This is a genomic window from Bacillus sp. CGMCC 1.60114, assembly GCF_042676365.1.
GTDB lineage: Bacteria > Bacillota > Bacilli > Bacillales > Bacillaceae_G > Bacillus_A > Bacillus_A rhizoplanae_A.
On sequence record NZ_JBHTHG010000117.1, the window covers coordinates 470,468 to 483,847 of the forward strand.

Consider the following 13,380-nt stretch of genomic DNA (forward strand, 5'->3'; position numbering starts at 1 on the left):
GGAATAATAGAAGTTAACAATTGATTTTGTGAGGTATTTGATGATGAAAAAGAAAAAAATACTAATCACTTCTTTTGATATGGCAATCGGTGGTGTAGAACGAAGCCTGATTGGATTACTAAATAAAATTGATTACAGTAGATATGACGTAGATTTAATGTTATTTAAACACGAGGGAGAATTTTTCTCTTTATTACCAAAAGAACCTAATTTATTACCGGAAATACCTCAATACACTACTTTTAGAAAATCCATTAAACAAATACTACAAGAGGGTAATACATCTATTGGTATAACAAGATTGATAGCGAGAGTAATGGGTACTTTACATGGTAAGTGTATACATAGTCAAGAACCTGGATACTTGATTATTCAATACGGATGGAAAATGTCTCTGTCATCTCTGCCGAGATTGGAGGAAGAATATGATGCTGCAATTAGCTTTTTGTGGCCGCATTATTTCATAGGCGATAAGGTCCGAGCGAAAAGGAAGATTGGTTGGATTCATACAGACTACTCAAACATACCGCTGAATAAACGGATGGAGTATCGAATGTGGAGACAAATGGATAATATCGTGGCGGTTTCTGAAAGTTGTAAGGATTCATTTCTTAGCGTCTTTCCTCATGTTAATAAAAAAGTAGAGGTTATCGAAAATATAATATCTCCTGAGTTTGTCCGTGAGGAATCTAATCAAGACGTCACACATGAAATATCAGTAAATCCTGGTCGTATAAAGCTGGTTACTGTAGGTAGACTTTCTCATGCTAAGGGGATTGATGATGCTGTGCATGCCTGCCGAAAATTATTGAATCAGGGGTATGATATTGAATGGTACATTGTTGGGTATGGTCCCCAAGAGACTGAACTTAAAATGTTGATAGATAAACTAGAACTTCAGGATAGATTCTTTCTACTGGGGAAGAAGACTAATCCTTATCCGTACATAAAAGCGTGTGATATATATGTACAACCATCTAGATATGAAGGAAAGGCTGTGACAGTTCGTGAAGCGCAAATTCTTGGAAAGCCTGTGCTTATAACTAATTTTTCAACTGCTAAAAGTCAGCTAGAGGATGGTGTAGATGGATGTATTTGTTCAATGGGTGTTGATGGAATTATTGAAGGTATAAAAAAACTGATTGATGATGTCGAATTCAGAAATAAAATTGTCAACAATACTAGCCAACGGAATTATGGTAATGAAGAGGAAGTAGAAAAGATATATAGGCTAATTCAGTGATAATGGATTAAATCATAAATCAAAAAAATTTTATTGGTTCATAATATATACTTGGAGGTGCTATTTTCATGGATAATGTTTTAGTGTTAGATACGTCGGTAGGTTCCCTTAACAAGGGAGACGACATAATAATGAAGTGTGTAAGGTATCAGCTGTCTGATATAACTAAAAATGCATATGTTTTAACATTACCGACTCATGTTTCACCATTTCATTGGTATCAAGTAGCAAGAGGATCACATAGGGTAAAAATTTATAGTAGTGCTAAATATAAATTTGTAGGTGGTTCAAATTTACTAACGATGGACATGCTTACTCATTTCCCACAGTGGAATATTAATATGTTTAATTATGGTCCTTTAAAAGGTAGTATTCTAGTTGGTGTTGGCGCAGGAAAAGGTAATAAGATAAATACATATACGAAAATGTTATATAAAAAAGTTTTATCACATGAATATATACATAGTGTTAGAGACGAAAGAACAAAAAAATTTTTAGAAGAAATGGGGTTTAAGGCTTTAAATACAGGCTGTGCAACATTGTGGTCCCTTACACCTGAATTCTGTACAGAGATTCCAACTAAAAAATCAGATTCAGTTATTTTTACACTTACTCATCATTCAAAAGATCCAGTAAATGATCAATTACTAATAGATGTACTGAACAAAAATTATAAGAATATTTATTTTTGGATACAGGACGCGAGTGATCTTTTGTATTTTGAAAATTTAAATAATACAGAAAATATAAAGGTTGTTCCACCTACTATAGAAGCATACGAAAAAGTACTCAATACAGATGTTGATTATATTGGAACACGATTACACGGAGGGATATTTGCAATGCGACATAAAAAGCGTGCAATCATTATCTCAATAGATGAAAGAGCTAAAGGAATGAGTGAGACATATAATCTAAATTTAATCGATAGAACCGATTTTGATAATCTTGAAAAAATGATTAACTCAGAAATTATAACAGATGTTAAGGTGAATTTTGAAGTGGTAAATCAATGGTTAAAACAATTCTCGAGTTAATGAATATTCAAGAATTTGAAGGGGTAACTTATTAGGAGGCTAAAATGAATAGTATAATTCTTGATAAAATCGTTGTAAAGAATAATAGAGTTGATTACTTTTTTAACATTAAAGGGAATTTACAAAAATATTTTAAAACAAATAATCATATGTTTCTCGAATATAACTATGATATATCTGATATTCCAAATAGTATTTTAGCTATTCCGTTTGTTTCTAATGTAATTCCTCTTGTGTGGATTACCGATTCAACAATACTGATAAATGAATTAGATGAATCCTTTTATGTATGTCTCAATAATATAAAAACTGCATATCAAAATATGTTTCCCAATGTTAGGTTTAAGGGTTCTATTGTTGTAGATAAAATTGTTGATAATACCTATACTCCTGAACTCGAAGCAGCATCCTTATTTAGTGGAGGTCTTGATGCACTTACTACATTTATAAGAATAAAGGATCAAAATCCATTACTAATTACTGAATATGGATGGTATGAAGAGGATATAGAGAACAGTGATGTGTGGGAGGCGGATAAAGAAAATGCTATAAATTTTGCAAAAGGTCAAGGATTAGAAAACATCCTTATACAATCTAATTACGGTACTTTTATAATTGCAGGGAACATTGACCATGACTTTAGGAATAAATTAGAGGATACATGGTGGCATGGATTACACCATGGCTTAGCAATCATATCTGCAGCTATTCCTATGGCTTTCAAGTTTAAGATCAAATGCATATACATTGCAAGCTCTAATTCTCCTCTATATGAAGTTACTTGCGCATCTGACCCAACAGTGGACAATGAAATAAGGTATGCATCGGGTGAGGTTTTTCACGATGGATATGAACTCAACAGGCAAGATAAGGTTAAGGTGGTTGTTGATCATTATTCGGCTATTAAGGAATCGATTAATATCAGAGTATGTTTTAAAAATGAAGAAAATTGTTGTAAATGTGAAAAATGCTTAAGAACTATTATGGGAATTATCGCTGAAGGGCAAGATCCTCGTGGTTATGGCTTTAATATTCCAAATAATCTTTTCCAGTACCTTAAAACTTCTTTGGATAATGAGGTGAAGTTTTTTACAGATACATTCATTGTGATTTATTGGAATATAATTCAAAACCGAATGAAGCAAAATTACAATAATATATTATATAAAGATTTACTAGAGTGGTTTTTAGATTACGATTTCAAAGCACAGCGAAGGAAATCATTACTTAAATATAGAGTAACGAAGTTCTTTCCTATTTTGAAGAGGAAGATAAGTACTAAATTAAGTAAAATGCTTGCACAAAACAATTAGAAATTGAAGGTATTATTATGAGAATACAAAATTCCCTAAAAAATATACTATTCGGTTTGTCCGGGCAAATAATTAGTATTGGTATGGGGTTCATTGTTAGAACCGTTTTTATTTATACACTCGGTATAGAATATCTAGGTGTGGATGGACTTTTTACGAGCATACTAATTATGTTGTCATTAGCTAATTTAGGTTTTGATACTGCTGTAATTTATAGTTTGTATAAACCCTTAGCTGAGAATGATATTCATAAAATACAGGCATTAATGAACTTATATCAAAAGGCATATAGATTAATCGGATTTATTGTTTTGTTAATAGGATTATCGATATTTCCATTCCTTCCTCATTTAATGAATGGCAAGACTACAATTAATAATATTAACATTATCTATTTATTGTTTTTGTTGAGTTCAGTTTCATCATATTATTTTGTGTATAAACAATCTATTATTATTGCCGATCAGCGTAATCACATTATTTCTAAAATACACATTGTATTTATAATAATATCAAACTTCTTACAAATTATTTTATTGATAAGCATAGGGAATTATATTGTAGTGCTTATAACTCAACTAGCACTAAGACTAATTGAGAATGTATATATTGCAAATAAAGCAAATAAATTATATCCGTATCTACAAGAGAAAAATAACGAAAAATTATCTAAAGAAGACAAAAAGCTTTTCTTTGAAAATTTGTATGCTCTATTGTTATACAGAATTAGTGGTGTAGTAATTAATGGAACTGATAATATTATTATCTCTAAATTCATTGGAATTACTTGGGTTGGGGTTTATTCGAATTATCTATTAATTATAAATACAATAAATACCCTTTTGGGCTATTTATTTTATTCAATTACTGCTAGTGTTGGAAATTTAAATGTAAAAGAAAATGAGGAAAAGAAATACTTTATTTTCCGGGTGTTAAATTTTGTTAATTTCTGGATATATGGATTCTGTTCTGTTTGCCTTTGGAATTTAATTAATCCACTTATAACTTTATGGTTAGGTGAGCGTTATGTATTTGATAAATACATAGTATTTGCTATAATATTAAACTTTTTTACTGCTGGAATGCAAAATGCCTCTACAATTTTTAGAGAAACCGCTGGTCTATTTAAAAAAGGAAAATACAGACCTATTATAGCAGCTGTTATAAATATAGCAGCTTCTATAATTCTTGCAAAACAAATTGGAATTGCAGGTGTATTTTTAGGTACTGTTATCAGTAGGTTATGCACTTACTTCTGGTACGATCCTTATGTTATATTTAAATTTGTTTTGCAAAAGCCGGTAAAGGCATACTTTATTAGGTATAGTTTGTTTGTATTGCTAGTTTTTGTTTCTGTAATAATAACTGATATTCTTGGTAATACTTTTCACATCAATACATTTATAGACATAGCAATATGGGGTATTTCATCTCTTGTTATTCCTAATATAATTTTTTATATAATATTCAGAAAATCTGAAGAAATCGAATATTTGAGGAGTATAATGAGACAAATTGCTAATAAAATTCTATCTAAGTTATTAACGAAAAAAAACAATTTTGGAAATGTTAAAAATGGTTGAATGGTAACATGAGGAATGATAGTTTTCCGGTCTAGAAAATGTAAATGACTAAGCAAAGAATATTCGATTTAAATTCAGCTATTATGGTTCTATATAATGAACGTGTGAAGTTAGTAAATTTATTTTAGTGGGAGAACTTATGAAAGACTGTGAAGATGATCTAGAAAAATGTATAAAAGATTTTTCTAGATCATTAAACAATCCTATTGAGAATTCTATAGTTCCATGTACAGCATATATCTTACAAATCTACAAAAATCCAGATCAAGTAAATAGGTTTATCAACCAAGATGTTTTTAAGCATGCTTTATGTTCAGATTAATGTTTTTTCAGACAATAATAATAAATTCGTAGTACAAAGCTCAGATCAGTATTTTGTAAATAGAGTAAAAATGTAGGACTTAAATCGGCGAGCATTCTATACTTGCGCTCATGCTCTTGCAATGTTTTTACTGTCTAAACTTGAAAATTTGAGATACAAAGCTAATCCATATTTATCTCCTTCTGTTCTTCTTGCTATTTTTAGTGCAGGCTGAAGTGAGGAATGGTGAACGTAGTGAAATTTCTAGTTGGATTTATATAAAGGATAAACGTTTATACTATTTTTCTTAAGAAATGTATTTTAATTCTATTAATATCCAATCAATTTACCTCACCAAACATAATATATAGAGAAACAAGAAAGAGGTGTAAATTGGTGTGGCTAATCTTGGAGATCTTAGTGACTTAGATTTAATAACCAAGCTGCCTTCTAATAATGATGTTTTGACTTATGATAGTACTGAATCAAAATGGGTTCCAAAATCTTTAACAGATACAAGTGATTTAAGCACATATGTGCTTGAATTAAATAGATGGAATGTTAAAAATGATGGAACTGATGCTGTTAATACTTCTCAAGGTATTAATAATGCTTTAGTTTGGGCTTCTCAACAAGGATATACAGAAGTTGTATTACCGAAAGGAACGTACTTGATTGATAAAAATAAACCTATTGAACCACAAAGCTACCTAACGCTGAATCTAAATGGTGCAACTTTAAAAATGGAAACAAATAACTTGATGGGATATGCGGTTGTGAGTTTCCGTAAAAATCAAGTGTACTCTAGGATTACAAATGGTATTATTCAAGGAGATAAAGATACTCATGATTACTCTAGCGGAGGAACACATGAGGGAGGACGCGGCATTGAATTAGGGGCTTCTGATGGAGGAAATAATACAAGATTTGTATCTTTAGATAATCTAGATATTTTAGATTGTACAGGAGATGCAATTACACTTAACAGCTCTTTTGGTCAGATTTCACCTTTTCCAACATCATTAGCTAGTTCATTTGAACAAGGTTCAATCAGTACAACAGATGGTTCATTAATAAATAGTACAACAAAAATACGCTCCACATTACAAATTGATATGACGCAAGCAGCTATTGTGAAATATGGCTACTTCGGTCTATATGGGAATGGATTTGGCGGGTTAGGTTCTGGTATAACATGTGATTATTATGATGTAATTTTTTATAATTCAAGTAACACATTCATATCTGCAAAAATTAATGTGCAATTTTTTGATGAAGTGGAAGTTCCTAGTGGAGCAAGTTATGCTAAAATCGTTCTTAACCAAAGTACTGTTCCTGCTCCTGCAAATTGTTTAATAAATGTTCGGGTCCCTTCTTTTCCTCAATATACCTATATTGAGAAATGCAATTTACACCATTGTCGTAGACAAGGGATTACTGTAGGTGGCGCAAAGAATGTGTACATTCGTGATAATGACATTCATCATATCGCAGGTACTGATCCACAAAGTGGAATTGATATTGAAGATGGATATGATTTGAACCAATATATCTATATTGAAAGAAACAATTTTCATGACAATCAAAAATATAACATTATTGTTGTAAATGGGAAATTTATTTATATAGCAAATAATTCTATCATGAATACCATTTCAAATGCTTATGCTGGGATAGCGATTAATGGTGGCGCAGATAGAGTAATTGTAACAGGGAATAATATCCGACTAGCAAAGGTCTTTTTATCAGGAGATGTTATTTTCTCTAACAATTATGTGTATGGAGCACAAATAAATGCTCAAGGTATATATGCGAATAGGTCTATTAATATATTTGATAATGTTTTTTTGAATAGTAAAATGATTATTGATACACCTTTCCCATATGTAGTTAAAGTGGATTCTTGTCGTTTTTTTAACGATGTAGATAAACTAAACTCCTTGTCATCATTGTATCAGTGGACTCTAGAGGTGGAAAATGAGCCACAAACGATATCGAACTGCGTATTTGAAGGACAAGATGTACTATATTTAAATTATTCAACAGCAGGAACATTTAAACCAGGTTGGATTTTTGAAAATACAATATTTAAAAATGTAAAAAACCCAACTTTATTTGCGGGAACGTATACAAATTGTTTCTTTAAAGACATTGTCCTTTTAGGGGCACAATCAAGTACAGTAAATTCGTTGGAATTAAGAGATTGTAAGATCATTAGTACGGATATAAATAATACATTACTTACGGTAAATAATTTCAAAGCATTTAAGATGATTAATTGCTATATTGAAAAACCGAATGGAACAGTCTTAAATATTCAAAATGTGTCTGATGATATCGTGTTAAGTGGAAATGTTATAAAAATTACAAATGATACTCTTCAAAGAGCCATTATTATTTTAGATGTAGCCTTTGCAGGTAAACAAGCAGTAATTCAAAATAATAATGTAACTTCTACGAATTTAACACAAGTTGGAATTGATAATAGAACAGCAAGTAGTACTCTTCAAATTGTAATGAAAAACAACATGTCAAATAATGCAACAATGATGATTACAGGGAAAGAATTTCTGCAAGGAAATATTATTAACGGTATAACAGATCCATACTACCAAATGTCAAGTATTCCAACATCAGGTTATTATAGATTAGGACAAGAAATAAGAAATTCAAACCCAGCTGCAGGAGGATATATTGGTTGGGTTTGTACTTTAGCTGGATATGCAAATGATCAAATATGGATAGCATCTAACTATTATTCAAAAGGTAGTAGAATTAATTTTGGTAATCATGTATATGAAGCATTAAATAATGGTACGTCATACACGACCCGACCTGCCTTTTCACCGATTTCTGGTAGTACAGTTACCGATAATAATATTACATGGAAGGAAATTGGGCCATTAGCAGTATTTAAAACATTCGGATCTATTAGCACATAATGTGTTTTTTCTCTTTTAGTTATTGTTATTAATATAGATAAAGGGGAAGCCACTATGCTTTTTTAATAAGCATAGTGGTTTTTCTTATTTACGCTTAGTTTTTTTAGGATTCTAGGAACAGCTATTGGATAATAACTAAAATGAATTGCATTTGATTTACGTAAAGCTAATAAACGGTATTTACCTTCTTTGATAATCACTCAAAAAACATATATTGGATCCATATGTTTTTTATATGTCAATTTTTACGGAATTTACATTTGCACCTAGATATCTTATTGTAATTTTTGGTTGGTTAATAGTACTGTGCCTTGGTTTATCATACGTAATAAATGTCTTATATAAGTCTGTAATATGAATTATTGACAAGAGGAGTTCCAGGGTGTGTAATAATCAAAAAGCAGTAGGTTAAGATGGTTTAACTTAAACCAATAAATTATAAAATTTTTTAGAGGACTGTACAGCTCAACAAATGAATTGAGCTGTTTTTTATTTTTAAATGCAAGAATCTAAGAAGCTTTAGGAGAAGAGGACATTAAAAAAGTAATAACTCTGGGAGGAAAGAATATATGAAAATCCTAATTACAGGCGGGGCAGGTTATATCGGCACTCACACATGTGTAGAACTATTAAATGCTGGATATGAAATCATCGTGGTAGATAATTTTTCAAACAGTAAGCCAGAAGCTTTAAATCGTGTTCGCGAAATTACAGGAAAAGATTTTACATTTTATCAGACAGATTTATTAGATAAGGATTCATTAGATATCATTTTTTCTAAAAATCATATTGATGCTGTTATCCATTTTGCGGGATTGAAGGCAGTTGGTGAGTCAGTTTCCTTGCCGCTTTGGTATTATGAAAATAATGTTTCAGGAACCCTTAAATTGTGTGAAGCTATGAAAAAATATGATGTAAAAAAGCTAGTATTTAGTTCTTCGGCTACTGTATACGGAATGCCGGAATCTGTACCTATATTTGAAGAATGTTCACTTGGAGCAACGAACCCTTATGGGCGCACAAAACAGATGATTGAAGAAATGTTACGTGATCTGTATGTGTCTGACCATGAGTGGAGCGTTGCTCTTTTACGCTATTTTAATCCTATTGGAGCGCATAAAAGCGGACGAATCGGAGAAAATCCAAGCGGTACCCCGAATAATCTTATCCCATATATTACACAAGTAGCTGTTGGGAAATTAAGTGAATTAAGTGTTTTTGGTAATGATTATCCAACATACGATGGTACAGGTGTGAGAGATTATATACATGTTGTAGATCTTGCAATTGGACATTTGAGAGCCCTTGAAAAGGTATCGAGATTTAAAGGGGTAGAAGCGTATAATTTGGGGACAGGATGTGGTTATAGTGTATTGGAAATGATTACAGCCTTTGAAAAAGCATCAGGTAAGAAAATTCCATATAGAATTGTAAATCGTCGTCCTGGTGATATAGCTATTTCTTATGCAAATGCAACAAAGGCAAAACTAGAGTTAGGTTGGGTTGCTGAAAAAGGAATCGAAGAGATGTGTAAAGATTCATGGAGGTGGCAGTTGAATAATCCAAATGGTTATGAAAAAGAGACTAATATACTAACTAGTACTGAAATTAGTGAATAAGAAAAATTATAAAACTACCTACGGATATTGCCCTTAGTTACAAGTATAAAAGGAGGAATCATATGATGAGTTTTAAAGAGCTAAAAAAATATTGGTATTCAGATTTATTTCGATACAAAGAAACTCAAATTGTCAATGTTAAAAAGTTAGTTTTGCGTCAATATATTTCTCCAAGGTATCGTTATACCTTTTGGTTGCGCTTATGTAGGTATTTAAGTCATAAAAATAAGTTGTATTCTCCTCTTTATTTAATAGCTATGATTATTCTTCAGCGATGTAAATATAAGTATGGTATTGAGATTTCACCTAAAACTAAGATAGGTACAGGATTTTATATTGGGCATTTTGGAGGAATCGTGATTAACAATTAAGTTGGAATAGGGGAAAATTGTAATTTGAGTCAAGATGTTACCATTGGAATGGCTAATAGAGGTGAAAAAAGGAGTAGCAATTATAGGAGATAATGTTTATATAGGCCTAGGAGCAAAAATTGTTGGGGCTGTTCGCGTAGGTAATAATGCAGCAATCGGTGCAAATTGTGTGGTAACCAAGGATGTACCAGATAATGCTGTTGTTGTAGGTGTTCCAGGAAAAGTAATTTCGATGAATAGTTCAAAAGGATATATTGGTAATACAAATTACAGCTTTTAGAACACTGTTATCATATTATCCCTTTCAGGTAGACAGTAAAAAAGAACTTATTTGTAATGTACTCAGTCTATCTAGTTTTTTATGCGGAGAAAGGTAAATAAAAAGTGGGGTTAGATATAATGAAGCTTTCTGAGAAACTAACTGAACAACAATTTAAAGAGATACTCATGTATATATACAAAAGGGGTCAAGAATCAAAAAATGTAGAGGTAAAATATTTAATAGAAGAAATTAAGCAACAACTCTTTTCGATTATGCACACATCAAAAGAATCTATAAATCTAAAAAAATAAGAGAGCAATAAAAAATTTGTTTTTAAGATTTATTATGAAATGATATAAGATGCATAACAAAAGCTTTCCATACTATTTATCTGCGAAAAAGCATTAATAAGAATCTGAGTTAGGGGTATGATTACTAATGAAACGGTTGCTTGATTTGGTTATTTCTTTGTTGTTATTGTTGTGTTTTTCTTCCGTTATTCTTGTAGTGGCAATCCTGGTTAGATTGAAATTAGGATCTCCTATACTATTTAAACAACAACGTCCTGGGTTATATGAAAAATCATTTAATCTTTACAAATTTCGTACAATGACCGACGCAAGGGATAATAATGGTGAGTTATTACCTGATCAAGTTAGGTTAACCTCATTTGGGAAATTTCTTAGAAAATATAGCTTAGATGAATTACCACAGCTTATAAATGTTGTAAAAGGAGATCTAAGTTTAGTAGGACCACGACCGTTATTAATGGAATACTTACCTTTATATTCTAATGAACAAGCTAAAAGACATCATGTAAAACCTGGAATCACTGGATGGGCACAAATAAATGGGAGAAATAGCATTTCATGGGATGAAAAATTTAAATTGGATGTATGGTATGTTGAGAATCAAAGTTTTCTTCTAGATTTAAAAATTTTATATTTAACCTTTAGTAAAGTCTTAAAATCAGAAGGTATACAAAATGGAAACCACGCAACTATGCCAATTTTTAAAGGGAGTATAGAACATGATGAAAAATAATATGAATATCTTGTTTACTAGTTCTGGTAGAAGAGTAGCTTTAATAAAAAAATTTAAAGAAGCTTTTAAGCAAGAAAAAATGAACGGGAACATTATTACTGCAGATTTAAAAGAAACTGCCCCGACTGTTTATTTTGGTGATAAGCATTTTATTGTTCCAAGAGTAACGGAAGAAAATTATGTAGAAGAGTTATTACAAATATGTCAAAAAGAAAATATTAGCCTAATCATTCCATTAATTGATACTGAATTGATCCTTTTAGCCGAAAATAAGCCGATTTTTGAAGAAATTGGTGTAAAAGTATTAGTTTCCGGTAAAGAACTAAATGAGATAGCTAATAACAAAGTAAATACTTATAACTTCTTTACTTCTCATAATATTCTTACTCCTAAAGTATATAGTGATGAAGAAATTTACAGAAAAAAGTATCAATTCCCAGTATTAATTAAGCCTCGTGATGGAAGCTCTAGTAAAGGTGTTACAAAAATTAGGAATGAAAAGGAATTGAATTTTTTCAAGGACTATATACCTAACGCGATGATACAAGAGTATGTTTCAGGAGAAGAATATACAGTAGATGTAATGGTGGATTTTGATGGTAATATTAAAACCATTGTTCCTAGATTACGTATAGAAACGCGAGCGGGTGAGGTAAGTAAGGGTGTTACTAAGAAAGATCATAAAATTATTAAAGCTGTGGAAAATGTAGTTAAAAATTTGCCCGCGCCTGTTGGATGTATTACTTTGCAATGTTTTAAAAAGGCAGATGGAGAAATTACGTTTATTGAAATAAATCCCCGTTTTGGAGGAGGAATTCCATTATCAATAGAAGCAGGAGCAAATTTTCCTCTATGGACAATTAAAATGTGTCAGGGGGAAGTTTTTGCAGAAAAAGATTTCAGTTGGAAAGAAAACTTAATGATGCTTAGATATGATGAAGCAGTCTTTACTGAGAGTATTCAATATGGTAATTAAGGCGATTGTTTTTGATATGGATGATACTTTATACAAAGAAAAGGATTATGTCATAAGTGGTTTTAAAGCAGTTGATAATTGGTTTAGAGAAAAATATAAGAAAATTGGATTTTATAATACTGCAATTCAATTATTTGATTCAGGAGAAAAAAAGTTTGTTTTTAATAAAACGCTTGAGAAATTAAATATTAATTATGATGAAAAATTGATTAGTAATATGTTAGAACAATATAGATTTCATGAACCTGATATCAAATTATTAGAAGAAGCGGAGTGGGTACTGAATAATTTAGTTAATAACGTTAAAGTTGGACTTATTTCAGATGGATATTTAGCTACCCAAGAAAAAAAGGTCAATGCGTTAAAGTTAAAAGAAAAGTTTCATTCCGTAATTCTTACTGATAGGTTTGGAAGAGAACATTGGAAGCCGAGTCAAGTTCCTTATGAACAAATAAGCAGGGAACTTCAAGTTCCTCATCATCAGTGTGCGTACATAGGAGATAATTTAAATAAAGATTTTATAACTGCTAAGAAATTGAAGTGGACAACAGTCCATATTGATAGAGAAGATGGTGTCTACTATAACGTTAGAGTTGAAGAAGATTATAATGCCCACTATACAATTGATAATTTAAGAAAACTTTCAAATATACCTGTATTAAAGCATATGTTTTTAGGTACGTAAAATC

Annotated in this window: 12 protein-coding genes; all 12 read left to right on the plus strand. The window is 31.0% G+C overall.

Annotated features, from left to right (window positions below):
• Window positions 1–43 precede the first annotated feature (43 nt).
• The 12 genes from ACFQZ1_RS20900 to ACFQZ1_RS20955 all read left to right on the plus strand — a co-directional run bounded on the left by ACFQZ1_RS20900 (window position 44) and on the right by ACFQZ1_RS20955 (window position 13,376).
• Window positions 44–1,243, plus strand: a complete 1,200-nt coding sequence (locus ACFQZ1_RS20900) for a glycosyltransferase (RefSeq protein ID WP_377884165.1) — start codon at window positions 44–46, stop codon at window positions 1,241–1,243.
• Window positions 1,244–1,311: 68 nt separating this feature from the next.
• A complete protein-coding gene (locus ACFQZ1_RS20905) occupies window positions 1,312–2,280 on the plus strand; it encodes a polysaccharide pyruvyl transferase family protein (protein ID WP_377884074.1) in 969 nt (322 codons plus the stop codon).
• Window positions 2,281–2,324: 44 nt separating this feature from the next.
• Complete coding sequence (locus tag ACFQZ1_RS20910; RefSeq protein ID WP_377884075.1) at window positions 2,325–3,593, plus strand: peptidase; 1,269 nt, start codon at window positions 2,325–2,327, stop codon at window positions 3,591–3,593.
• Between the two features lie 17 nt (window positions 3,594–3,610).
• Window positions 3,611–5,176 carry a lipopolysaccharide biosynthesis protein gene (locus ACFQZ1_RS20915; RefSeq protein ID WP_377884076.1) on the plus strand — a complete coding sequence of 522 codons (1,566 nt, stop codon included), beginning with the start codon at window positions 3,611–3,613 and terminating at the stop codon, window positions 5,174–5,176.
• A 699-nt stretch (window positions 5,177–5,875) separates the two neighbouring features.
• Window positions 5,876–8,419 (plus strand): right-handed parallel beta-helix repeat-containing protein, encoded by a 2,544-nt coding sequence (locus ACFQZ1_RS20920; RefSeq protein WP_377884077.1) that lies wholly within the window; start codon window positions 5,876–5,878, stop codon window positions 8,417–8,419.
• A 569-nt stretch (window positions 8,420–8,988) separates the two neighbouring features.
• Window positions 8,989–10,038, plus strand: a complete 1,050-nt coding sequence (galE, locus tag ACFQZ1_RS20925) for a UDP-glucose 4-epimerase GalE (protein ID WP_377884078.1) — start codon at window positions 8,989–8,991, stop codon at window positions 10,036–10,038.
• Window positions 10,039–10,100: 62 nt separating this feature from the next.
• A complete protein-coding gene (locus ACFQZ1_RS20930; protein WP_377884079.1) occupies window positions 10,101–10,409 on the plus strand; it encodes a hypothetical protein in 309 nt (102 codons plus the stop codon).
• A 43-nt stretch (window positions 10,410–10,452) separates the two neighbouring features.
• Window positions 10,453–10,689 carry a serine O-acetyltransferase gene (locus ACFQZ1_RS20935; protein ID WP_377884080.1) on the plus strand — a complete coding sequence of 79 codons (237 nt, stop codon included), beginning with the start codon at window positions 10,453–10,455 and terminating at the stop codon, window positions 10,687–10,689.
• Between the two features lie 119 nt (window positions 10,690–10,808).
• Window positions 10,809–10,982 (plus strand): YwzD family small protein, encoded by a 174-nt coding sequence (locus ACFQZ1_RS20940; RefSeq protein ID WP_377884081.1) that lies wholly within the window; start codon window positions 10,809–10,811, stop codon window positions 10,980–10,982.
• Window positions 10,983–11,109: 127 nt separating this feature from the next.
• A complete protein-coding gene (locus ACFQZ1_RS20945) occupies window positions 11,110–11,715 on the plus strand; it encodes a sugar transferase (protein WP_377884082.1) in 606 nt (201 codons plus the stop codon).
• Window positions 11,702–12,691 (plus strand): ATP-grasp domain-containing protein, encoded by a 990-nt coding sequence (locus ACFQZ1_RS20950; protein WP_377884083.1) that lies wholly within the window; start codon window positions 11,702–11,704, stop codon window positions 12,689–12,691. Before ACFQZ1_RS20945 ends, ACFQZ1_RS20950 begins: the two co-directional genes overlap by 14 nt.
• A complete protein-coding gene (locus tag ACFQZ1_RS20955) occupies window positions 12,681–13,376 on the plus strand; it encodes an HAD family hydrolase (protein ID WP_377884084.1) in 696 nt (231 codons plus the stop codon). Before ACFQZ1_RS20950 ends, ACFQZ1_RS20955 begins: the two co-directional genes overlap by 11 nt.
• Window positions 13,377–13,380 lie beyond the last annotated feature (4 nt).

What these genes read in the sequence shown, in the direction of transcription:
- ACFQZ1_RS20930 (WP_377884079.1), top strand. Translation starts at nt 10,101, where the DNA reads ATGATGAGTTTTAAAGAGCTAAAAAAATATTGGTATTCAGATTTATTT.
- ACFQZ1_RS20950 (WP_377884083.1), top strand. Translation starts at nt 11,702, where the DNA reads ATGATGAAAAATAATATGAATATCTTGTTTACTAGTTCTGGTAGAAGA.
- ACFQZ1_RS20910 (WP_377884075.1), top strand. Translation starts at nt 2,325, where the DNA reads ATGAATAGTATAATTCTTGATAAAATCGTTGTAAAGAATAATAGAGTT.
- ACFQZ1_RS20905 (WP_377884074.1), top strand. Translation starts at nt 1,312, where the DNA reads ATGGATAATGTTTTAGTGTTAGATACGTCGGTAGGTTCCCTTAACAAG.
- galE (WP_377884078.1), top strand. Translation starts at nt 8,989, where the DNA reads ATGAAAATCCTAATTACAGGCGGGGCAGGTTATATCGGCACTCACACA.
- ACFQZ1_RS20940 (WP_377884081.1), top strand. Translation starts at nt 10,809, where the DNA reads ATGAAGCTTTCTGAGAAACTAACTGAACAACAATTTAAAGAGATACTC.
- ACFQZ1_RS20955 (WP_377884084.1), top strand. Translation starts at nt 12,681, where the DNA reads ATGGTAATTAAGGCGATTGTTTTTGATATGGATGATACTTTATACAAA.
- ACFQZ1_RS20900 (WP_377884165.1), top strand. Translation starts at nt 44, where the DNA reads ATGAAAAAGAAAAAAATACTAATCACTTCTTTTGATATGGCAATCGGT.
- ACFQZ1_RS20945 (WP_377884082.1), top strand. Translation starts at nt 11,110, where the DNA reads ATGAAACGGTTGCTTGATTTGGTTATTTCTTTGTTGTTATTGTTGTGT.
- ACFQZ1_RS20915 (WP_377884076.1), top strand. Translation starts at nt 3,611, where the DNA reads ATGAGAATACAAAATTCCCTAAAAAATATACTATTCGGTTTGTCCGGG.